Source organism: Lentzea sp. NPDC058436 (genome assembly GCF_042721515.1).
Classification (GTDB): Bacteria; Actinomycetota; Actinomycetes; order Mycobacteriales; family Pseudonocardiaceae; genus Lentzea.
On the sequence record NZ_JBHXLF010000020.1, the window covers coordinates 16,230 to 36,287 of the forward strand.

The 20,058-nt window shown below is 69.2% G+C and carries 24 protein-coding genes; 9 read left to right on the plus strand and 15 right to left on the minus strand.

Translation table 11 applies throughout. The annotated features are described in order from the left end of the window. The first annotated feature begins 43 nt into the window (after positions 1–43). The 3 genes from ACFWN2_RS38165 to ACFWN2_RS38175 are packed head-to-tail and all read left to right on the plus strand — an operon-like array spanning position 44 to position 4,153. Positions 44–1,090, plus strand: coding sequence for a nitronate monooxygenase (locus ACFWN2_RS38165; protein WP_382435436.1), 1,047 nt, complete (start codon positions 44–46; stop codon positions 1,088–1,090). A gap of 10 nt (positions 1,091–1,100) precedes the next feature. After that, entirely contained in the window at positions 1,101–2,624 is a 1,524-nt protein-coding gene (locus ACFWN2_RS38170; protein WP_382435437.1) for a DUF885 domain-containing protein, read from the plus strand. Then, the gene (locus ACFWN2_RS38175) at positions 2,624–4,153 is read left to right on the plus strand and encodes a DUF885 domain-containing protein (RefSeq protein WP_382435438.1); all 1,530 of its coding nucleotides are present in this window, start codon (positions 2,624–2,626) and stop codon (positions 4,151–4,153) included. The genes ACFWN2_RS38170 and ACFWN2_RS38175 overlap by 1 nt, the downstream gene beginning before the upstream one ends. On the opposite strand, the gene ACFWN2_RS38180 is transcribed toward ACFWN2_RS38175, so the two are convergent. Both ACFWN2_RS38180 and ACFWN2_RS38185 read right to left on the minus strand, forming a co-directional pair. Next, positions 4,128–5,546: an amino acid permease gene (locus tag ACFWN2_RS38180; protein ID WP_382435553.1), complete on the minus strand. Its 1,419-nt coding sequence runs from the start codon at positions 5,544–5,546 to the stop codon at positions 4,128–4,130. The two genes, ACFWN2_RS38175 and ACFWN2_RS38180, sit on opposite strands and share 26 nt — an antisense overlap. Before the next feature lie 61 nt (positions 5,547–5,607). After that, positions 5,608–6,576: a zinc-binding dehydrogenase gene (locus ACFWN2_RS38185; RefSeq protein WP_382435439.1), complete on the minus strand. Its 969-nt coding sequence runs from the start codon at positions 6,574–6,576 to the stop codon at positions 5,608–5,610. A 70-nt stretch (positions 6,577–6,646) separates the two neighbouring features. On the opposite strand from ACFWN2_RS38185, the gene ACFWN2_RS38190 reads away from it, so the two are divergent. Genes ACFWN2_RS38190 through ACFWN2_RS38205 form a run of 4 tightly spaced genes read left to right on the plus strand, consistent with a single transcriptional unit; the run spans position 6,647 to position 8,037 of the window. Then, the gene (locus tag ACFWN2_RS38190; protein ID WP_089922297.1) at positions 6,647–6,865 is read left to right on the plus strand and encodes a hypothetical protein; all 219 of its coding nucleotides are present in this window, start codon (positions 6,647–6,649) and stop codon (positions 6,863–6,865) included. Then, positions 6,862–7,317, plus strand: a complete 456-nt coding sequence (locus ACFWN2_RS38195; RefSeq protein WP_382435440.1) for a ribonuclease domain-containing protein — start codon at positions 6,862–6,864, stop codon at positions 7,315–7,317. The genes ACFWN2_RS38190 and ACFWN2_RS38195 overlap by 4 nt, the downstream gene beginning before the upstream one ends. Next, complete coding sequence (locus ACFWN2_RS38200; RefSeq protein WP_382435441.1) at positions 7,314–7,577, plus strand: barstar family protein; 264 nt, start codon at positions 7,314–7,316, stop codon at positions 7,575–7,577. Before ACFWN2_RS38195 ends, ACFWN2_RS38200 begins: the two co-directional genes overlap by 4 nt. A 43-nt stretch (positions 7,578–7,620) precedes the next feature. Further along, positions 7,621–8,037 (plus strand): hypothetical protein, encoded by a 417-nt coding sequence (locus ACFWN2_RS38205; protein ID WP_382435442.1) that lies wholly within the window; start codon positions 7,621–7,623, stop codon positions 8,035–8,037. Positions 8,038–8,049: 12 nt separating this feature from the next. On the opposite strand, the gene ACFWN2_RS38210 is transcribed toward ACFWN2_RS38205, so the two are convergent. Further along, positions 8,050–8,820, minus strand: coding sequence for an enoyl-CoA hydratase family protein (locus ACFWN2_RS38210; RefSeq protein WP_382435443.1), 771 nt, complete (start codon positions 8,818–8,820; stop codon positions 8,050–8,052). A 62-nt stretch (positions 8,821–8,882) separates the two neighbouring features. On the opposite strand from ACFWN2_RS38210, the gene ACFWN2_RS38215 reads away from it, so the two are divergent. Continuing rightward, positions 8,883–9,497, plus strand: coding sequence for a DJ-1/PfpI family protein (locus ACFWN2_RS38215; protein ID WP_382435444.1), 615 nt, complete (start codon positions 8,883–8,885; stop codon positions 9,495–9,497). After that, positions 9,484–9,918: a MarR family winged helix-turn-helix transcriptional regulator gene (locus tag ACFWN2_RS38220; protein ID WP_382435445.1), complete on the plus strand. Its 435-nt coding sequence runs from the start codon at positions 9,484–9,486 to the stop codon at positions 9,916–9,918. Before ACFWN2_RS38215 ends, ACFWN2_RS38220 begins: the two co-directional genes overlap by 14 nt. Before the next feature lie 29 nt (positions 9,919–9,947). Here the strand turns inward: ACFWN2_RS38220 and ACFWN2_RS38225 are convergent, their stop codons facing one another. The 12 genes from ACFWN2_RS38225 to ACFWN2_RS38280 all read right to left on the minus strand — a co-directional run bounded on the left by ACFWN2_RS38225 (position 9,948) and on the right by ACFWN2_RS38280 (position 19,782). Further along, entirely contained in the window at positions 9,948–10,562 is a 615-nt protein-coding gene (locus ACFWN2_RS38225) for a cyclase (RefSeq protein ID WP_382435446.1), read from the minus strand. 265 nt (positions 10,563–10,827) lie between these two features. After that, positions 10,828–11,061: a hypothetical protein gene (locus ACFWN2_RS38230; protein ID WP_382435447.1), complete on the minus strand. Its 234-nt coding sequence runs from the start codon at positions 11,059–11,061 to the stop codon at positions 10,828–10,830. Positions 11,062–11,079: 18 nt separating this feature from the next. Then, positions 11,080–11,535, minus strand: coding sequence for a hypothetical protein (locus ACFWN2_RS38235; RefSeq protein WP_382435448.1), 456 nt, complete (start codon positions 11,533–11,535; stop codon positions 11,080–11,082). A gap of 63 nt (positions 11,536–11,598) precedes the next feature. Beyond that, positions 11,599–12,294, minus strand: a complete 696-nt coding sequence (locus tag ACFWN2_RS38240) for a sirohydrochlorin chelatase (RefSeq protein WP_382435449.1) — start codon at positions 12,292–12,294, stop codon at positions 11,599–11,601. Further along, positions 12,291–13,163 (minus strand): ABC transporter permease, encoded by an 873-nt coding sequence (locus ACFWN2_RS38245; protein WP_382435450.1) that lies wholly within the window; start codon positions 13,161–13,163, stop codon positions 12,291–12,293. Before ACFWN2_RS38245 ends, ACFWN2_RS38240 begins: the two co-directional genes overlap by 4 nt. Next, positions 13,147–13,923 (minus strand): ABC transporter ATP-binding protein, encoded by a 777-nt coding sequence (locus ACFWN2_RS38250; protein WP_382435451.1) that lies wholly within the window; start codon positions 13,921–13,923, stop codon positions 13,147–13,149. The genes ACFWN2_RS38245 and ACFWN2_RS38250 overlap by 17 nt, the downstream gene beginning before the upstream one ends. Before the next feature lie 28 nt (positions 13,924–13,951). Then, complete coding sequence (locus ACFWN2_RS38255) at positions 13,952–15,001, minus strand: ABC transporter substrate-binding protein (RefSeq protein WP_382435452.1); 1,050 nt, start codon at positions 14,999–15,001, stop codon at positions 13,952–13,954. A gap of 14 nt (positions 15,002–15,015) precedes the next feature. Then, a complete protein-coding gene (locus tag ACFWN2_RS38260; RefSeq protein WP_382435453.1) occupies positions 15,016–16,359 on the minus strand; it encodes a sulfate adenylyltransferase subunit 1 in 1,344 nt (447 codons plus the stop codon). Beyond that, positions 16,360–17,259, minus strand: a complete 900-nt coding sequence (gene cysD / locus ACFWN2_RS38265) for a sulfate adenylyltransferase subunit CysD (RefSeq protein WP_382435454.1) — start codon at positions 17,257–17,259, stop codon at positions 16,360–16,362. Continuing rightward, the gene (locus tag ACFWN2_RS38270; RefSeq protein WP_382435455.1) at positions 17,256–17,951 is read right to left on the minus strand and encodes a phosphoadenylyl-sulfate reductase; all 696 of its coding nucleotides are present in this window, start codon (positions 17,949–17,951) and stop codon (positions 17,256–17,258) included. The genes cysD and ACFWN2_RS38270 overlap by 4 nt, the downstream gene beginning before the upstream one ends. Then, positions 17,948–18,106: a hypothetical protein gene (locus ACFWN2_RS38275; RefSeq protein WP_030472080.1), complete on the minus strand. Its 159-nt coding sequence runs from the start codon at positions 18,104–18,106 to the stop codon at positions 17,948–17,950. Before ACFWN2_RS38275 ends, ACFWN2_RS38270 begins: the two co-directional genes overlap by 4 nt. Further along, on the minus strand, positions 18,103–19,782 hold the full coding sequence (locus ACFWN2_RS38280; protein WP_382435456.1) for a nitrite/sulfite reductase: 1,680 nt from the start codon (positions 19,780–19,782) through the stop codon (positions 18,103–18,105). Before ACFWN2_RS38280 ends, ACFWN2_RS38275 begins: the two co-directional genes overlap by 4 nt. Between the last annotated feature and the right edge of the window lie 276 nt (positions 19,783–20,058).

A 20,058-nucleotide genomic window follows, 5' to 3' on the forward strand; every position in this document is an offset into this window, starting at 1 on the left:
CTTCCACCAGGCATTCCACGTCCGATCGCACTAGGTTGTGCTCATGTTCCACACGCTGGCCGTGCCCGTGATCGCCGCGCCCATGGCAGGTGGCCCCTCCACCCCCGAACTGGTCGCCGCGGTGAACGAGGCAGGCGGGTTCGGGTTCCTGGCAGCGGGCTACGTCACCGTCGAGCAGCTCGCCGAGAAGATCGTGCGCACGAGCGAGCTGACCAGCAAGCCGTTCGGGGTCAACCTGTTCGTGCCCGGTACGCGGTCGACAGCGGACATCTCGTCCTACGTGCTGCGGGTCGCGTCCTACGCCGAGAAGGTCGGTACCGCTCCCGGCGACCCGCGCTGGGACGACGACAACTACGCGGCGAAGCTCGAGCTCGTGCTGGCGCTGCGGGTGCCCGTGGTGTCGTTCACCTTCGGCCTGCCCGACGTGGACGACGTCCAGCGGCTCAAGGCGGCCGGCTCGACGATCGTCGTGACGGTCACCACTCCGAGCGAGGCGCGTCAGGCGCAGCAGATTGGCGCGGACGTCGTGTGCGTGCAGGGGTCGGACGCGGGCGGCCACCGCGGCACGTTCGCCGACGACGGCATCTCGCCCGGCGGCGGTGAGCTCTACGGCACCCTCGCGGCGATCCGGCTCGTGAAGAACGCCGTCAGCCTGCCGGTGATCGCGACCGGTGGCCTCGTGACCGGCGCCGACGTCGCCGCGGTGCTGGCGGCGGGGGCCGTCGCGGCGCAGCTCGGCACCGCGTTCCTCGGTTGCCCGGAGGCGGGAACCAATGCGGCGCAACGGGAAGCGCTCGCCGAAGGAGCCCGGCGCACGGCGCTGACGCGGGCGTTCAGCGGACGGCCCGCTCGCGGCCTGGTGAACAGGTTCCTGATCGAGCAGGGCCCGCACGCGCCCGCCGCCTACCCGAACGTGCACCACCTCACGAAGCCGGTGCGCGCGTCCGGCGAGGTCGAGGTCATGTCGCTCTGGGCGGGCACCACGTACCCGATCGCCACGGCGGAACCGGCAGGCGCGATCGTGACTCGGATCGGGACCGAGCTCACGGAAACGATCAACACCTTGGCAGAGCGGTTCCGTCGCGGCTAAGAAGGAGGGCGTGACCTCGCTCTCCGATGAGATGTTCCAGGCGATGATGGACTGGAACCCGCTGTTCGCCACGCTCGTCGGCGTTCCCGGCTGGGACGACAGGCTCGACGACGTCAGCGTCGGCGGTCACCAGGCGTTGCGGCAGCGGCTGACCGGCATCCTCGGGCGTCTCGACGGCAGCGACGAGGACCAGGTCTCGCGGGACGTGATCCGCCACCAGGCCGAGTCGATCATCACGTGCATCGACGCGCGGCTGGTCGAGCACTCGGTGTCGCGCGGGGCGAACGCGCCGGTCGCGAGCATGCTCAGGGCCACCTCCCAGATCGACTTCTCACGGCGGCGGCACCTCGTCCCGCGGCTGCTGGAGCAGGCGGGGCAGCGGTTGGTCGACACCGACCGCAGGCCGTTGCGCCGGCACGCCGAGAACGGTGCCGCGTACGTCGAACGGTTCCTCGCCTCGCCTCGGCAGGAGTGGGAGGGCGACGCGGACCTGCGTCCGGCGTTCGCCCGGTACCGCGAGGTCCTGCTGGGGCTGCCCGGCCGTGACGACGAGCACGCCGGTCTGTGCTGGCTGCCCGACGGCGAGGAGAACTACCGCAGGCTCGTCCGCGACTACACGACCGCGTCCTACAGCCCCGCCGAGCTGCACCGGCTCGGGCTCGACCTGATGGCCGGGCTGCACGAGGAGTACGCGGAGATCGGGTCACGGGTCTGGGGCGTCGGCGACGTCCGCGAGATCTTCCAGCGGCTGCGCACGGACCTGTTGTGGGACAACGAGGACGAGATGCTCGTTGACGCCGTTGCGGCGGTCGCGCGGGCCGAGGCCGAGGCTCCGAACTGGTTCGGGCGGCTGCCGAAGGCGCGGTGCGAGATCAAGTTCGTCCCGGAGGTCGACCGGCACAACGCCGCGTTCGCGTACTACGAGGACGCCGCTCTCGACGGTTCCCGTCCCGGCACGTACTTCGTGAACCCGTTGAACGCCACCGGACGCAGCCGCACGGTCTCGCAGGTGACGGCGTTCCACGAAGCCGTTCCCGGTCACCACTTCCAGCTCTCGATCGCCGCCGAGACCGAGCTGCACAACGTGCGCAAGTACGCGTTCGTCGACTCCTACATCGAGGGCTGGGGCCTCTACACCGAACGCCTCGCCGACGAGATGGGCCTCTACACGTCCGACGAGGCACGCCTGGGCATGCTGGGGCTCGACGCGATGCGCGCCGGCCGTCTCGTGGTCGACACGGGCCTGCACGCGCTCGGCTGGTCCCGGCAGCGCGCCGTCGACTACCTGCGCGAGAACACCGCGATGGACGACTCGGAGATCGGCTCCGAGGTCGACCGGTACATCGAGGCGCCGGCGCAGGCGCTCGCGTACATGGTGGGGCGCCTGGAGATCCAGCGCGTGCGCGAGGAGGCCCGGTCCGCGATGGGCGACCGGTTCGACGTCAAGGCTTTCCACGACCTGGTGCTGGAGAACGGCGTCGTGCCGTTGCCCACACTCGGCTCACTCGTTTCCGACTGGTCCCGGAGGGCCTGATGTCACTCGCTGACGACATGTTCCAAGCGCTCATGGACCACTCGCCGCTGCAGGCGGCGCTGCTGGGGGTGCCGGGCAAGAGCGACGAGCTCGGTGAACTGAGCTGGGAAGGCCAGAAGGCCGACCGGGACCGGATCGCCGCGCTCGTCGACAGGGCCGAGACGGACGACACCGAGGACGCCGTCACGCTCGCGGTGATCAAGCAGCAGGGTCGGGCGATCGTCGACCGCATCGACGCGAGGCTCGTCGAGCACAGCGTCGCGTCCATGAGCTCGCCGGTGAACAGCCTGCTCATGATCGCGTCGAAGCTGGACGTGTCGCAGCGCCTCGACAAGTTCCCGCGCTACATCGAGCAGGCCGCCGCACGGGTCCGCGACTCCGACCGGCGCCCGTTGAGCCGCCACCTGGAGACCGGTGTGCAGCGCATGGACGCGTTCCTCGCGCTGCCCGCGCAGGAGTGGGAGGGCACGCACTCGGACGACATCCGCACCGCCGTGGCCGGGTTCCGCGACGTGCTGGCGGCCGTCGAGGACGGGCGTTCCGACGAGAAGGCCGGACTCTGCTGGCTGCCCGAGGGCGAACAGAACTACGCGAACCTGGTCCGCAACTACACCACGACCTCCCGCACGCCCGACGAGCTGCACCGCCTGGGTCTCGACGTCATCGCCTCGCTGCGCGAGGAGTACGCGGAGATCGGCTCGCGGCTGTGGGGCACGTCGAGCGTGCCGGAGATCTTCCGGCGGCTGCGCACGGAACTGTTGTGGGACAGCGAAGAGCAGATGCTCGACAACGCCGTCGAGGCGATCGCCCGCGCGGAGGCCGAGGCGCCGAAGTGGTTCGGCCGCATGCCCGGCATCGGCTGCCGGGTGCTGCTCGTGCCCGAGGAGGAGCAGCGCACGTCGGCGATCGCGTTCTACCAGCCCGCGTCCGCCGACCGCAGCCGTCCCGGCACGTACTGGCTGAACCCGTTGGGCGCCACCGAACGCAGCCGCACGCTGTCGGAGGTGACGGCGTTCCACGAGGCAGTGCCGGGCCACCACTACCAGTTCACGATCGCGTCCGAGACCGAGCTGCACAACGTGCGCAAGTACGCGTTCATCGAGGCGTACCTGGAGGGCTGGGGTCTCTACACCGAGCGCCTCGCGGACGAGATGGGCCTGTACTCGTCCGACGAGCAGCGCATCGGCATGCTGGGCCTCGACGCGATGCGGGCCGGGCGGCTCGTGGTCGACACCGGCCTGCACGCGTTCGGGTGGTCGCGGCAGCAGGCCGTCGACTACCTGCGGGAGAACACGGTCATGACCGAGCCGGAGATCCACGCCGAGATCGACCGGTACATCGAGACGCCCGGTCAGGCGCTCGCGTACATGGTGGGGCGCCTGGAGATCCAGCGCATCCGCGGCGAGGCCGAGACGAAGCTCGGGGACCGGTTCGACGTCCGCGCGTTCCACGACCTGGTGGTGGGGAGCGGCGCGGTGCCGCTCTCCACCCTCGACCAGATCGTCACTTCCTGGACTGACGCTCCATGACGGAGTGCCGCTTCGAGTAGGCGAGGTAGATGACCAGGCCGATCACGAACCAGACCGCGAACCGCAGCCAGGTCTCCGGGTTGAGGAACGTGATCAGCCAGATCGAGAAGATCACGCCGATGACCGGCACCACCGGCATGCCAGGGGTCTTGAAGGTCCTGGGCAGGTCGGGCTGCTTGTAGCGCAACACGATCACGGCGACGCACACGACGACGAACGCCAGCAGGATGCCGATGTTGGTGAGCTCGGCGGCCTCCGCGATCGGCAGGAAACCGGCGATGACCGCGGAGGCGATGCCCAGCACCCAGGTGATGCGCGACGGGACGCGCTTCACCGGGTGCGACTTCGCGAACCACTGCGGCAGCAGGCCGTCGCGGCTCATCGAGTAGCCGACGCGGGTCGCGCCCAGCAGGAACGTGAAGAGCACCGTCGTGATGCCGAGGATCGCGCCGACGCTGATGACGATGCCGAGCACGGGCAGGCCGACGTCGGCGAACGCCGTGGCGAACGCGGACTCCGAGTCGACGTCCTTGTAGTTCACCATGCCCGTCAGCACGAGGCAGGCCAGCACGTACAGCACCATCGACACGGCGAGGGAGTAGAGGATCGCCTTCGGCATGTGCCGTTGCGAGTCCTTGGACTCCTCGGCCGCCGTCGACATCGCGTCGTAGCCGAACACCGCGAAGAACACCGTCGCCGCACCCGTGAGGGCACCCGAGATGCCGAACGGGAAGAACGGGTTGTAGTTGTCGGTGTTGATGTGGAACGCGCCGACGACGATGACGAGCGCCACGACCGCGATCTTCAGGTACACCAACGTGGTCTCGAACCGTGCGGCGTTCTTCATGCCCATGTTGAGCACGAACGCGATGAGCAGGCACAGCAGCACGGCGAACAGGTTCACCTTGTACGTGCCCGCGGCGACGTCACCCGTCTCCGTGCCCGGCGCGCCCAGCATCCACTGCGGCAGGTGGATGTCGAGCAGGCTCAGCAGTTCGGTGAAGTAGCCCGAGATGCCGATCGCGACCACCGCCACGATCGCGGTGTACTCCAGCAGCAGGTCCCAGCCGATGAACCAGCCGACGATCTCGCCCAGCACCGCGTACCCGTAGGTGTAGGCGCTGCCCGCCTTGGGGATCAGCCCGGCGAACTCCGCGTACGAGAACGCCGCCGCCGCGCTCGCGACACCGGCGATGAGGAACGAGACCAGCACGGCCGGTCCCGCCGTCTTGTTCGCGACGGCGCCGGCCAGCGAGAAGATGCCGGCGCCGATGATGCCACCGATGCCGATGGCCGTCAGTTGCCACAGGCCCAACGTTCTGGTGAGCCCGTCGCCTTTGTCCTCGGCGATCTGTTCTATGGGCTTGCGCCTGAAAACGCCCTGCGTGGTCATGAGGACCACTGTCACGCGGTTCAGGTGACACCGCTGGCCAGAAGGGCGTTTTGTGCCTTTTCTACGAGCGGGTCAGCACGATCTTGCCCGCGGTGTCGCCGTCGAGCATCGCCTTGAGGCCCTGCTCGGCGTCCTCGAACTTGAGCTCGGCGCCGATCTGCGGCCTGAGGTCGTTCAGCGCGCAGAACCGCATCAGGTCGCCCAGTTCCTCGCGCGTGCCCATCGTCGAGCCGACCACGCGCAGCTGCAGGAAGAACAGCCGCTGGAGCTCGGCCGCGGACGCGTCACCGGACGTCGCGCCGGAGATGACGACGATGCCGCCGGGCTTGAGCGCCTTCATGGAGTGCGACCAGGTGGCCTTGCCGACGGTCTCGAACACCGCGTCGACCCGTTCGGGCAGCCGGGCGCCGGACTCGAACGTCTCGTGCGCGCCAAGGCTGGACGCCAGCGCGCGCTTCTCCTCCGTGCGGCCCGTGACCCACACGCGGAACCCGGCGGCGCGGCCGAGCTGGATCAGCGCGGTCGACACACCGCCCGAGGCGCCCTGCACGAGCATCGTCTGGCCGGGGCGCAGGCCGGACTTCACGAACAACATCCGGTACGCCGTGAGCCACGCCGTGCCCATGCAGGCACCCTCGGCGAACGACAGCCCGGCGGGCTTGGGCAGCGCGTTGCGGGCCGGAACCGTGACGTAGTCGGCGAACGTGCCCTGGTGCTTCTCGGTGAGCAGCGTGCGCTTCGGGTCGAGGGTCTCGTCGCCGTCCCAGCCCGGGTCGCCGATGACGGAGTGCAGCACCACCTCGGTGCCGTCGTCGAGCACACCGGCGCCGTCGCAGCCGAGGATCATCGGGAACTGCTCGGCCTTGATGCCGACACCGCGCAACGTCCACAGGTCGTGCATGTTGAGGCTGGCCGCCTTCACCGCGACGCGCACCCACCCCGCGGGCACCTCGGGCTCGGGGCGCTCGCCCACGCGGAGCGAGGCCAGCGGGTTCTCAGGACTGGGTTCTGCTGCGTAAACGGCGAACATGGTTCGCAACATACCCACCTGGATCGTGGCCAAATGCCGTGACACGGGTCACGCGACTACTCTCGGGGTCGTGGACTGGCTGGTGCAGTGGTGGGACGGGGTCGAGCTGTGGGTCGTGCAGCTGCCCGTCGCCGTGCAGTTCCCCGTCGTGATGATCGTGGTGTTGCCCCTGTGCCTGGGCGTCGCGCGGCTGATCGACAGGGTCGCTGACTGGGGTGCGAACAACCCGGCGTCCGTCGGCGCTCCCGAGCCCGACCCGGAGCCCGAGACGGAGAAGGTCGCCGCGTGAGTCCTGGTCGTCGCCTGACCGTCGCACTGGTCGGGCTCATCGCTCTGGTCGTGATCGGGTGGTTCGTCAAGGACACCACCGCCTCGGACCCCGCGCCGCCGACGTCGTCGTCTTCGGCGCCGTCGTCCGGGGCGCAGGCGGGCGCCGTGCCCGGATCGGCGTCCGGCATGGACGTGCAGGCGCTGTCGAAGCTGCCCGCCGAGGCCGCGAAGACGTGGAAGCTGATCGAGGCGGACGGGCCGTTCCCGTACCCGCGCAACGACGGCGTGACGTTCCAGAACCGGGAGAAGCGGCTGCCCGCCAAGAACTCCGGGTACTACAAGGAGTACACGGTGCCGACGCCGGGCAGTCCCGACCGCGGTGCGCGGCGGATCGTCACCGGGTCGGAAAAGGAAGTCTTCTACACCGGCGACCACTATTCGTCGTTCGTCGTCGTGGACGTGAAGAAATGAAACGGCACATTCTCGTTTCGGAGAAGTCCGCGGCGATCTCGGCCATTGCCTCCGCGCTCGACTTCCCTTCGTGGTTCGGGCAGAACCTCGACGCGTTGTACGACAGCCTGACCGATCTCTCGTGGCTTCCCGCAGGTGAGTACGTGCTGGTCGTGCCCATGGACCTGGACTCCTCGGTCCTCGACGTGCTGCGTGACGCCGTGAAGCAGACCGCCGAATCAGGTGACCGGAAAGTGCGCGTGATTCGCACGGAACGGTGATCCGCGCTGCGGTTTCGGCGTCCGGAGTGGACAGTGCCATTCCATGGGAACGCAATTCCGCCGCCTGAGCTCGGTGCTCGGCGTCGTCGCGGTGGTGCTGGTGCTGTGTCCGGCCGTGTCGTTCGCCGGAGACCCGGACTGCTCGCAGGAGAAGGCCTTCACGCCGTTCGAGACGCTCGACGGCGACAACCCCGTGACGATGGTGAACGGCCGCGTGGTCGAGCTGCGGGCGTCGAACGAGTCCAAGTGCGCGTGGGGCCGCATCTCCCACGGCACGCCGGGCGAGGAGATCTGGACCGACCGCAAGGAGCCCTCGGCCGACGGGCACGAGGGCTTCCTCGGGTACACCAGGATCGACTCGGGCACCGCGAAGTTCACCGACGCGTTCAAGAACGACGGCAGGCTGATGCGCGCCTGCGGGTCGTCTCAGGGCCGGATCGAGTGCACCGGCTGGTTCTAGTCCCGCGCTGGATCAGTCTTCGGCGGGCACCCAGGACGGCTTGCGCTTCTCGCGGAACGCGGTGATGCCCTCCTGGCCCTCGGGTCCGCCGAAGTGCTGCGCTGAGAGCTCCAGCATGTCCGCGAAGACCTCGCCGAGGTTCGTGGACCGTTCCTGCCGCAGCATCTCCTTGGTGGCGGCCAGGGCGTTAGGGGCGCCGAGCGCGAGCATGTCCGTGTAGCGGCGGACCTCGGCCTCGACGTCGTCCGTGGCGGCGTTCAGCAGGCCGATCTCCTTGGCGCGCTGGGCGTCGAACGTCTCGCCGGTGAGGAACAGCTCGTGGGCCTGGCGGGGGAGCAGCCGCGGCAGCACCGTCACCGAGATGACGGCCGGCACGACGCCGATCCTGACCTCGCTGAACGCGAACGTCGCCTTGGCGTCCGCGATCGCGATGTCGCACGCCGCCACGATGCCGACGCCACCCGCGCGCGCCGGTCCGTTGAGGGCGGCGACGACCGGCTTCGGGCTGGTCCAGAGCTGTTCGAGGATCGCGGGGAACTCGTTGACGCCCTGGTCACCCGCGCTCGCGCCGGCGGCCTCCTTGAGGTCCATGCCGGAGCAGAACACCGGGCCCGTGTGGGTCAGCACGACCACGCGCACGCCGTCGTCCTTCGCCGCCGTGCCCAGGTGCTCCTTGAGCTCCCGGCGCAGCTGCGACGACAGCGCGTTGCGGTTGTGGGGGGAGTCCAGCGTGATCGTCGCGATGCCACGCCGCACCTCGTAGTGGACCAGCTCGTCTGCCATGCCGCTGACCTTAACGCTCGGTCACGTTGACAGCATGCTGTCAACTATGACAGTCTGCTGTCATGACGCAGACGGTGTACCTCGTTCTGTCCGACCAGATGGCGGACTGGGAGTACGGGCACGTGGCCGCGCAGGTGAGCCTGCAGCAGTTCCAGCAGCAGCCCGGGCGGTACCAGATCCGGACGGTCGCGCTGACCGCCGACCCGATCCGCACGGTCGGCGGCGTGCGGATGCTGCCGGACGTCGCTCTGGCGGACGTGGTCGTGGACGACGCGGCGATGCTCGTCATGCCGGGCGGTGACGGCTGGGAGTCCGGTTCGCTCGCGGCGTTCGGCAAGCTCGCGCGGACGTTTCGCGAGGCCGGCAAGCCGATCGCGGCGATCTGCGGCGCGACGGTCGCGCTGGCGGCCGAAGGGCTGCTCGACGACGTGCCGCACACGTCGAACTTCCTCGGGGGACTTGGTTCCTACGGCGGTGCGTCGTTCTACCGCGAGGAACGGGTCGTGCGCGCTGACGGCGTGATCACGGCGGGCGGTGCGTCGTCGCTGGAGTTCGCGCGCGAGGTGCTGGCGGAGCTGGAGACGTTCTCCCCCAGGACTTTGGACGCTTGGTACGAGTTCAACCGCGTGGACTCGGTCGAGGCGTTCGGGAAGCTGGTGGCGAGTGTCCAGGAGTGAGTCGGGTGACGTGCTCACCGACGTCGTGATGAGGACGTTCCGCCTGTACGGGGCGTTCCTCGACGCGGCGGAGGTGATGACGAAGCCGGTCGGCCTGACCGCGGCGTGGTGGCAGGTGCTCGGTGCCGTGCTGCGCGAGCCGTTGTCGGTGTCGGGCGTGGCGCGCGAGATGGGCCTGGCCCGCCAGTCCGTGCAGCGGATCGCGGACCTGTTGGTGGACAAGGGTTTGGCGGAGTACCTGCCGAACCCGGCACATGCCCGCGCGAAGCTGATCCGCCCCACGGCCGAGGGATTCGCCGCCGTGGAACGGCTGCGGGAGGCGCAGTACGAGTGGGCGAACCGCGTCGGTGCGCAGGTCTCGCTCGAAGACCTGCGCACCACGCTCGCCACCATGACCGCTCTGGTCGCGGCTACGTCCTGATGCCCGGCAGGGGTTGGGGCATCAGGGTTCTAGCCGATCGTGGTCGTGGTCAGCACGGGGTTCGGGTCCGGGTAGCCCTTCGCGGCGGCGTCGATCGGGAACCCGAACACCGTGACGACCGCGGTGAAGGTGAGACCGGGAGCGTCGTAGCTGGTGCCGCCCAGCTTCGCGGAGATCGTCCCGGACCCGCCCGCCGTCAGGTTGATCGTGACGGTCGGCAGCTCGAAGTTCGCGCCACCCTTGATCGGACCGGGCACGCTCAGCACGACGTCGTTGCCCTGCAAGGCGATCGTCGGCGTGCCACCCAGCCCGGCCCCGCCCGCGAGGCTCGCCGAGGCGAACGTCGAGTTGGCCGGCACCGGCAGTTTCAGCGCGAGTCCCTTGATCTCCCGCACCTGACGGCCGCCCGCCTCGGACGGGATGGTGTTGGGCGCGGGGTCGATGGTGACCGCGACGGCACTGCCGGGCGCGGCGGTGGCCGGTGCCGACGCGTCGACACCCTGGTCGAGCGTGAAGTCCGACGACTGCCCGGCGGCACTCGCGCGGAGCTTGTAGGTGATGGTCTGCGGTGCTTCGGCTGACGCGGTGGTGGCGAACATGAGCATCGGAACCAGTGCGGCTGCTGCGATTGCGGCTAGCTTCATGACCTCTCCCCGATGAGTGGACGAGGGACATCTCCAGCACGCGGCGTAACCATCTGCCTACTCATGAGTAGGTTTCACGTCAACGGTTCACAGTTCACATCGGCCGAACGGCGCTGCTTGTTCGATCTTGTGGCGGCGGCCGAAAGTGGCGCGGTGCAGCGGTTGGGGTCAAATGTGCTAGGGTTGTCGCAGAGCCTCTGCCGCTAGGTGGAGGAAGTGAGCCCAGGTGCGCGTCCGGACGGTCGCTGCCTGGGCTTCGCGCTTTCTAGAGCTGGCCCAGGTCGACGACAGCCCCTGTGACAGGTGCGATCCGCCGCTTCCAGTCGCCTCCCGCCCCGTGGCACCACGCGAGCGCGTCGCTGATCCACAGTGCGGGCTCGGAGGACGACTGGATGTGCTCGTACACCAGTCCGTCGTCGTGGGCCTTGGTCCGGGTGCCGATCACGAGCCTGTCTGCGATCAGCTTGCGTCGAGCGGGTTTCTCGGTCTTGAGGTGCACACGTCGGCAACCAAAACCTCAGCGACGTCGGGAGGTGCTGTGCCCCAGCGCGCCGATCGCCGTCAGCACGAACCCCACGAAGAACAGCCCGAACCCCGGCGCCAGGTTCGGGCCTCCGACGCTCGGAGGTGAGGGTTGTCCGGGGAAGCCCGCGGGCGGGAGCGCCTCAGCAGGAAACCCAGGTGGCAGCTCGGCGGTCGGGAACGCGGGCGTCAGCGGCGTGCTCACCGGCTCGGGCCCGTCGAGCAAGCCGAACACGATGACCCCCATGCCCGCTACCGCAAGCAGAGCACCCGTCCACAGCAGCACCTTCACCCACGACGGCGCCCCGGACACGTCGTGGTGGTACCTGCGGTATTCGTGCCGGTCACGTGACCGCGGGTAGGGCGGGTAACCGCCGTGGCCGTCATCGGCGCTGCCGTCGACAATGCCGTCCCGAACGCTGTGGTCGAACCCGTGTGGATCGTCGTGCACGCAGCCCCCCGGTGTCGTCGGGCAGTTGGTACCACGCCGAGGCGCGCCACCGGGGGCGAATCGCTAGGCAGCCACCGTCTGCCGCACCAACGCCTCGTCGTACCGGTCCAGCACCAACTGCGCGACCTCCACGTCGTCGCCCAACGGCCGCGCCACCACGGCACCGGGAGCCAGCGACGCCACCTTGTCCGGCAACAGCCCCGGCGCCAGGAACCAAGACGCCACCGCGATCCGCGAAGCACCGCGCGCCTTCAACCGCTCGACCGCCTCGGGCACGGTGGGCGAGGCGATCGACGCGAACGCCGCCTCCACCCCGGCCCACCCCGACTCACGGGCCCAGCGCCTGGCCACGTGCGCCACGGCCTCGTTCGCGGGTGCGTGCGAGGAGCCGGCGCCGGCCAGCACCACGCCCAAAGACCTGTCACCGAACGAGACTCCGGCCTCGGACAGCCGTCGCAGTGCGGCGGACTCCAGCCGGGGGTCCGGGCCCAGCACGGGCGTCACCACGGCGGGCACCCGCGACTCGGCGACGGCGGCCGGCACGTCCACGCGGGCGTGATAAGCCTTGCCCAGCAACAAAGGTACGACGACCGAAGGTCCGCGCAGCACGTCACCGAGACGAGGCGCGCACAGGTCGAGGAAGCACCCGCGCACGTCGAGCTCGGGTCGCAACGACCGCACGACGTCCAGCAGGGCGTGGATCGACGCGGCCGAACGGGGGTCGCGGCTGCCGTGCGCGACGGCGATCAGGGGGATCACAGCGCCCCCGTCAGGCCGCGGGCCCGCAGCACGGCGCGCTCCAGCGGGCGGAACAGCAGCAGTTCGATGCCGATGCCCACCAGCAGGATCAGGAAGATCGCGGCGATCACCATGTTGATGTCGTTCAGCGACGAACCGTTGTGCAGGTACTGGCCGAGGCCGACGCCGAGCTGCGGGGAGGTCGCGATGATCTCCGCCGCCATCAGCGAACGCCACGAGAACGCCCAGCCCTGCTTCAGGCCCGCCAGGTAACCGGGCAGCGCGGCCGGCAGCAGGATGTGGCGGGCCGAGGCCAGGCGGCCGGCGCCCAACGCGCGTCCCACGCGGGGCAGCAGCGGCGGGATCTGGTCGATGCCCGCGACGAGCCCGTTCGCGATGGACGGGACGGAGCCCATCAGCACCACGAAGTAGATCGTGGACGGCGTCACGCCGAACCAGAGGATCGCGGCCGGAACCCAGGCCACCGAAGGAAGTGACTGCAGGCCGGTCAGCAACGAGCCGATCGCCGCGCGCACCACCCGCACCTTGGCGACGAGCAGGCCGAGCGGCGTCGCGATCAGCACGGCCGCGAGGAACCCGAGCACCGCGCGGTGCAGCGATGTCCACAGGATGCCGAACGCCTCGCCGGAGGAGATCGACCGGACGAGCTCGTTCCACACGTTGACCGGCGCCGGCAGCTGGAACTCGGGCAGCAGGGCCGACGCCCACAACGCCTGCCACACGCCCAGGAGCAGCGCGAAGGCGATGAGCGGTGGCACGCCCGTCTTCAGGAACCGGCGCCAGAACGGCGGCTTGTGCGCCTCCGCGGGCACATCGAGCGCGTCGAGGCCGGCGCCGACCTTGTCGAGCGTGTCAGGAGGCGTGGCCACTGATGACCTCTCGCAGATGGGTGTTGATCTCGTCGAGGACCTCGGACGAGGAGTCGCGCACATCCCACTCGCGCACGACGCGGCCGGGGCGGGAGGACAGCAGCACGACGCGCTGGCCGAGTCGCACGGCCTCGCGCACGTCGTGGGTGACGAAGATGATCGCGGTGTTCGTGGTCTCCCACACGCGCAGCAGTTCGCTCTGCAGCACGTCGCGCGTGATGGCGTCCAACGCCGCGAACGGCTCGTCCATCAGCAGGAGTGCGGGAGCGCCGTCCGCGGACACGGTGGTGGACGCCAGCGCGCGGGCCAGGGCCACGCGCTGACGCATGCCGCCGGAGAGCTCGTGCGGACGCTTGTCCGCGACGTCGCCCAGCCGCACCAGTTCGAGCAGTTCCAACGCACGGCGCTTGCGAGCCACGCGGCCGACGCCGGCGAAGCGCAACGCCAGTTCGACGTTGCGCGACGCGGTCAGCCACGGCATCAGAGCGGGCTCCTGGAACATCACGGCCGGGCGGGAGGTGTTGATCTGCAGCTCACCGGACGTCGCGCCGTCGAGGCCCGCGACGATGTTGAGCAGCGTGCTCTTGCCGCAGCCGGACGCGCCGAGAAGACACACGAACTCGCCGGGCTTGACCTTGAGGTCCACCCCGTCGAGCGCCACCACGGCCGAACTGCCGTGGCCGAAGACCTTGCGGACGCCGGACAGTTCGACGGCGGTGTCCGCGGTGGACAGAAGAGCGTTTTCGAGCGTGGCGGTCATGGTGTGCCTTCCCTCGCGTCAGAAAGTGCTACTTCTTGTCCAGGCCAGCTGCTTGGACCTGCGGCTTGCCCTGCGCCTGCAGGACCTTGTTCAGCAACGTGAAGTCGGCGTACCCGGCGACGTTCGCGGCCTCCTTGGCCACGCCCGCCGTCACGGCGTCCTTCGCGAGCTGCGGGAAGTGCTTGGCCTGCGCGTCGGTCGTGAGCTCGATGTTGTCCCACGCGGCGTCGAGGATCTTGTCGCCGAGCTTCTTGGACGTGAGCTTCTCCAGCGCGGCGTTCGCGGCCTGCTTGGCCTCGTCCTTGTTCGCCTTCGCCCAGTCGATGGCGGCGACGTGGCCCTTCAGCACGGCCTCGACCGTCTCCGGGTGCTCCTGCAGGAACTTCGTGCGCACGATGACGACGGTGGTCGGGAACGCCCCGCCCTCCCACAGCGTCTTCTCGTCGAGCAGCACCTTGCCGCCACCCTCGTTGACGATGCGCGCCGACCACGGCTGCGGCGCCCACGCGGCCTGGATGTCGCCCTTCTTGAACAGGTCGAGCGACGCGGCGTTCTCCACGTTCTGCACGGTGACCTGGCCGGTGAGGTTCTTCTCCGCCAGGTACTTCTTCAGCGACACGTCCTGCGTGTTCGCGAGCTGCGGCGTGGCGACGACCTTGCCCTTGAGGTCCTCGATCGAGTTGATCTCCGGCTTCACCACGAGCTGCGCACCGCCCGAGGTGGCGCCCGCGATGAGCTTCACGGCCTCGCCCTTGGACTTCGCGTAGGCGTTGATGGCCGGTCCGGAGCCGATGTAGGCGATGTCGAGGGACTCGCCCAGCAGGGCGTTCACCTCGTCGGGGCCCGCGTTGAACGTCTGCGTCGTCAGCTTGGTGTTGCCGAGTTCCTTCGCGTACAGGCCCTTTTCGACGCCGATCAGCGCGGCGGCGTGGGTGATGTTCGGGAAGTAGCCGAGGCGGACCTCGGCGGCGGCGCCCTTGGACTCGGCGGCGGGAGTCTCAGAGGTACCTGCGCGGCTGCAACCGGACAGGGCTGTCAGTGCGATCAGTGTGACGGCGATGGCGGGCTTGAGATTCACGGGGAAGAGGCCTTTCAGGGACCGGGGGAGACAAGGGCGTGGTTGTCAGGGGTAGCGGTGCTACCCCCGGTACAGCTCTCCACGCCGTTCTCAAGCAACGGCAGCGGAGCCCCGACCAGCCCGGCGGCGAGAGTGGAACCATCACTCGCGTCGATCACCAGGAAGGACCCGGTGCGCCGGCTGAAGCTGTAGTCGTCCAGTGGAACCGGCTCCGCGAGACGCAGAGCCACTCGGCCGATCTCGTTGAGCTCCAACGAACTGGGGCTGTCCACGCTGGACAGTTTCTGCTCGTCGAAGCGGTCGCGCAGGTCGGTGACCATCGCCTGCACGGTGCGCGTGCCGTGCTTGACGAGGACTCGGGCGCCGGCGCGCAGAGGCTTCTCCGCGAGCCAGCAGAGGGTGGCGTCCAGCTCGTCGGTGACGTTGGGCTCGTTGCCCGCCACCGAGATCAGGTCGCCGCGGGAGATGTCGATGTCGTCCGCCAGCAACAACGTCACGGACTGGCCGGCCGCCGCCTCCGCCAGTTCGCCGTCCGCCGTGTCGATCTTCGTCACCGTCGAGCGCCGCCCCGACGGGAGGACCACGATCTCGTCGCCCGGCTTGACCGTGCCGGCCGCGACCAGACCGGCGTACCCCCGGTAGTCGAGGTGCTCTGCCGTGCGCGGGCGGATCACGTACTGCACCGGGAAGCGGAACGGGGCGTCGTGCGGGTCGGGCTCGACCGGCACGGTCTCCAGGTGCTCCAACAGGGTCGGGCCCTCGTACCAGGGCGTGTTCGCCGACTTCTCCACAACGTTGTCCCCGGCCAGCGCCGACACCGGGATCTCGACGACCGCGTCCTCGGTGTAGCCGAGAGCCGTGGCGTGCGCGGTGAACTCCTTGGCGATGCGGGAGAACGTCACCTCGTCGTAGTCCACGAGGTCGATCTTGTTGACCGCCAGGACCAGCCTCGGCACGCCGAGCAGCGCGAGAACCGCCGCGTGGCGCCGGGTCTGCTCGATGACGCCCTTGCGCGCGTCGACCAGCAGGACCGCGAGCTGCGCGGTGGAGGCGCCGGTGACGGTGTTGCGGGTGTACTGCACGTGGCCGGGGGTGTCCGCGAGCACGAACGACCGCTTGGGCGTCGCGAAGTACCGGTACGCCACGTCGATGGTGATGCCCTGCTCGCGTTCCGAACGCAGGCCGTCGACCAGCAACGACAGGTCCGGCGTCGTGAGACCGCGGTCGGCGCTCGCCCGGTGGACGGCGTCGAGCGTGTCCGCGAGCACGGACTTGGTGTCGTAGAGCAACCTGCCGACGAGCGTGGACTTTCCGTCGTCCACGCTGCCTGCGGTAGCCAGCCTCAACAGGTCGCTCATTTAGAAGTAGCCCTCCCGCTTGCGGTCTTCCATGGCGGCCTCGGACAGCCGGTCGTCGGCACGCGTGGCGCCGCGCTCGGTCAGTCGTGACGCGGAGACCTCGGCGATCACCGCGTGGATGTCGGCGGCGTCGGACTCGACGGCGCCCGTGCAGGAGCCGTCGCCGACCGTGCGGTAGCGAACTGTCTTGCGCAGCAACGTTTCGCCCTCGCGCACGGTGCCCCACGGGCCCTCGGCGAGCCACATGCCGTCGCGCAGGAACACGTCGCGCTGGTGCGAGTAGTAGATGTCCGGCAGCTCGATGCCCTCGCGCTCGATGTAGTTCCAGACGTCGAGCTCGGTCCAGTTGGACAGCGGGAACACGCGGACGTGCTCACCGGCGCGGTGGCGGCCGTTGTAGAGGTTCCACAGCTCAGGGCGCTGGCGCTTCGGGTCCCACTGGCCGAACGCCGTGCGCAGGCTGAAGATCCGCTCCTTGGCGCGGGCGCGTTCCTCGTCCCGGCGTCCGCCGCCGAAGACCGCGTCGAACTTGTGCTGCGTGATGGAGTCCAGCAGAGGCACGGTCTGCAACGGGTTGCGCGTGCCGTCCGGGCGCTCTTCGAGGCGGCCGTCGTCGATCCAGTCCTGGACCTTCGCGACCTCCAGGCGCAGGCCGTGCTGCGCGACGACGCGGTCGCGGAACTCGATGACCTCGTCGAAGTTGTGCCCGGTGTCGACGTGCAGCAGCGGGAACGGCACCGGCGCCGGGTAGAACGCCTTGATCGCGAGGTGCAGCAGCAGCGTCGAGTCCTTGCCGCCGGAGAAGAGGATCACCGGCCGGTCGAACTCGCCCGCGACCTCGCGGAAGATGTGGATCGCCTCGGATTCGAGGCGCCCCAACGTGTCCAGTGCAAGAGTCATCCGTGCAACCCACATTCCGTCTTCGACTGACCGGCCCACCGGCCGCTGCGCGCGTCCTCGCCCGGCAGCGGCTTGGCGGTGCACGGGAGACAGCCGATGGAGGGATATCCCTCCTGCACCAACAGGTTTTCGAGGATGCCCTTCTCGCTGATGTAGGCGTTGAACTCCTCGTCGCTCCACGGAGCGATCGGGTTGATCTTCACCAGGCCGTTGCGCTCGTCCCACTGCACGATCGGCGTGTTCGCCCTGGTCGGGGCGTCCACGCGACGCACGCCGGTGACCCACGCGTCGTACTTCGCCAGCTCGCGGCGCAGCGGCACGACCTTGCGCAGGTTGCAGCAGGTGGCCGGGTCCGACTGGTACAGCAGCCCGAACTCGCGTTCCTGGTCCTCCACCGACTGCTCGGCAGCCGCGTTCACGACGTGCACGTCCGGGTAGACGACCCCGACGGCGTCGCGCACGCCGATGGTCTCCGGGAAGTGGTAGCCCGTCTCCAGGAACAGCACGTCGAAGTTCGGCTTCACCTTGGCTGCGAGGTCGATCAGCACGGCGTCCTGCATGTTCGACGCGACGATGTAGCTGTCGCCGAACGTCCGCGCGACCCACTCCAGCGCCTCTTCGGGGCTCGCGTCCTTCAACTCCTGCTCGGCCGCGTCGGCGACGATCTTGAGGTCTTCCTTGAGATCGCTCACTTCTTCACCTCCTGCGGCAGGTTGAGCCCGACGAACGAGACCTTGAAGACGCGGCGGCACCCGGTGCACAGCCACGCGTAGCTGGGTTCCTCTTGCGGACGGAGGTCCTCGTCGCCGCAGTAGGGGCAGTAGAACGGCGTCGCGCGTTCGCTCATCGCAGCGACCCCTCCTCCGCGCGGCCGACCCACTGCGCGAACCGCTCGTCGGTCTCGCGCTGGGCCACGAAGTTGCGCACCACGCGCTCGACGTACTCGGGCAGCTCGTTCGCGGTCACCTTGTGGCCGCGCAGCTTCCGGCCGAACCCGGCGTCGAGGCCGAGGCCGCCGCCGAGGTGCACCTGGAAGCCCTCGACCTGGTTGCCCTCGGCGTCCGTGACGATCTGGCCCTTCAGCCCGATGTCCGCGGTCTGGATGCGGGCGCAGGAGTTGGGGCAGCCGTTGATGTGCACGGTGATCGGCGCCGTGACGCCGTCGACGACGTCCTTCAGGTTCGCTTCGAGCTGCGTGACGAGGTCGAGCGCGCGGGCCTTGGTCTCGACGATCGCGAGCTTGCAGAACTCGATGCCGGTGCAGGCCATGATCCCGCGGCGCCACGGCGACGGGTCGACCTGCAGGCCGAGCTTCGCGAGGTCGCTCTTGAGCGTCGGGATCTCGGCCTCGGGCACGTCCAGCACGATGATCTTCTGCTGCGGCGTGAAGCGGACGCGGTTCGACCCGGCCCGTTCCGCGAACTTCGCGACCTCGACGAGGATCGAGCCCGACACGCGTCCGGCGACGGGCGCGGCGCCGACGTAGAACAGGCCGTCCTTCTGCTTGTGCACGCCGATGTGGTCGAGCTGCTGGTCCAGGGTCTCCGGCGCCGGGCCGTCGATCATCTTGCGACCCAGGTACTCGTCCTCGACGACCTGGCGGAACTTCTCCGGGCCCCAGTCGGCGACGAGGAACTTGATGCGCGCGCGGTGGCGCAGGCGGCGGTAGCCGTAGTCGCGGAAGACGGAGATGACCGCCTCCCACACGTCCGGCACCTCGTCGAGCGGCACCCAGGCGCCCAACCGCTTGCCCAGCATGGGGTTCGTGGACAGACCGCCGCCGACCCAGAGGTCGAAGCCGGGGCCGTGCTCGGGGTGGTTCACGCCGACGAACGCGATGTCGTGGATCTCGTGCGCGACGTCCTGCAGGCCGGAGATGGCGGTCTTGAACTTGCGCGGCAGGTTCGAGAAGCGCGGGTCACCGATGTAGCGGTCGAGGATCGTGTCGATCGCCGGCTGCCCGTTGATGATCTCGTCCTGCGAGATGCCCGCGACCGGCGAGCCGAGGATGACGCGCGGGCTGTCGCCGCACGCCTCCATCGTCGTGAGGCCGACGGCTTCGAGCTTCTGCCAGATCGTGGGAACGTCCTCGACCCGGATCCAGTGGTACTGGATGTTCTGGCGGTCGGTGATGTCCGCCGTGTCGCGGGCGTAGGTCTGCGAGATCTCGCCGAGGACCGTCAGCTGCTCCGTGGTGAGCGCACCGCCGTCGCTGCGGACGCGCATCATGAAGAACTCGTCGTCCAGCTCTTCGGGCTCCAACGTGGCCGTGCGGCCGCCGTCGATGCCGGGCTTGCGCTGGGTGTAGAGGCCGTACCAGCGGAAACGTCCGCGCAGGTCGGCCGGGTCGATCGAGTCGAAACCGCCGTGGGCGTAGATGTTCTCGATGCGGGCGCGGACGTTGAGCGGGTTGTCGTCCTTCTTGCTCCGCTCGTTGGGGTTCAGCGGCTCTCGGTATCCGAGTGCCCACTGCCCCTCGCCGCGACGCTGCTTGGCACGCGGTGACGTCTGCGGCGTGGCCATCGCCATCCTCCGGGGTTTCGAGGCGCTCGGTGCGCGTGAAGAAGCCCGGAGGTGCTCGTGGTGGGGGCGTCGTCAGCGCGCCGGGCGCTGACGGGAACAAATCAGCGCGCGGTCATGCCGAACGACGGCACATCGCGCTGGAGACACGACGGAAGTCGACGTGGCGGCGGGCCACGAGGCGGACTCCAGTCGAATGCATGTCCTCAGTGTGCATGCAGTCCAGTGCGTGGTCCACCGCCAACCGAATGCTGGGATTGACGAGGAGAAGTTGACATC

Excerpts from the sequence above, each read along its gene's own strand:
- ACFWN2_RS38180 (WP_382435553.1), bottom strand. The coding sequence starts at position 5,546 with ATGACCACGCAGGGCGTTTTCAGGCGCAAGCCCATAGAACAGATCGCC.
- ACFWN2_RS38280 (WP_382435456.1), bottom strand. The coding sequence starts at position 19,782 with ATGGCCACGCCGCAGACGTCACCGCGTGCCAAGCAGCGTCGCGGCGAG.
- ACFWN2_RS38250 (WP_382435451.1), bottom strand. The coding sequence starts at position 13,923 with ATGACCGCCACGCTCGAAAACGCTCTTCTGTCCACCGCGGACACCGCC.
- cysD (WP_382435454.1), bottom strand. The coding sequence starts at position 17,259 with ATGACTCTTGCACTGGACACGTTGGGGCGCCTCGAATCCGAGGCGATC.
- ACFWN2_RS38260 (WP_382435453.1), bottom strand. The coding sequence starts at position 16,359 with ATGAGCGACCTGTTGAGGCTGGCTACCGCAGGCAGCGTGGACGACGGA.
- ACFWN2_RS38225 (WP_382435446.1), bottom strand. The coding sequence starts at position 10,562 with ATGAAGCTAGCCGCAATCGCAGCAGCCGCACTGGTTCCGATGCTCATG.
- ACFWN2_RS38205 (WP_382435442.1), top strand. The coding sequence starts at position 7,621 with ATGGGAACGCAATTCCGCCGCCTGAGCTCGGTGCTCGGCGTCGTCGCG.
- ACFWN2_RS38200 (WP_382435441.1), top strand. The coding sequence starts at position 7,314 with ATGAAACGGCACATTCTCGTTTCGGAGAAGTCCGCGGCGATCTCGGCC.
- ACFWN2_RS38210 (WP_382435443.1), bottom strand. The coding sequence starts at position 8,820 with ATGGCAGACGAGCTGGTCCACTACGAGGTGCGGCGTGGCATCGCGACG.
- ACFWN2_RS38215 (WP_382435444.1), top strand. The coding sequence starts at position 8,883 with ATGACGCAGACGGTGTACCTCGTTCTGTCCGACCAGATGGCGGACTGG.
- ACFWN2_RS38275 (WP_030472080.1), bottom strand. The coding sequence starts at position 18,106 with ATGAGCGAACGCGCGACGCCGTTCTACTGCCCCTACTGCGGCGACGAG.
- ACFWN2_RS38165 (WP_382435436.1), top strand. The coding sequence starts at position 44 with ATGTTCCACACGCTGGCCGTGCCCGTGATCGCCGCGCCCATGGCAGGT.
- ACFWN2_RS38175 (WP_382435438.1), top strand. The coding sequence starts at position 2,624 with ATGTCACTCGCTGACGACATGTTCCAAGCGCTCATGGACCACTCGCCG.
- ACFWN2_RS38185 (WP_382435439.1), bottom strand. The coding sequence starts at position 6,576 with ATGTTCGCCGTTTACGCAGCAGAACCCAGTCCTGAGAACCCGCTGGCC.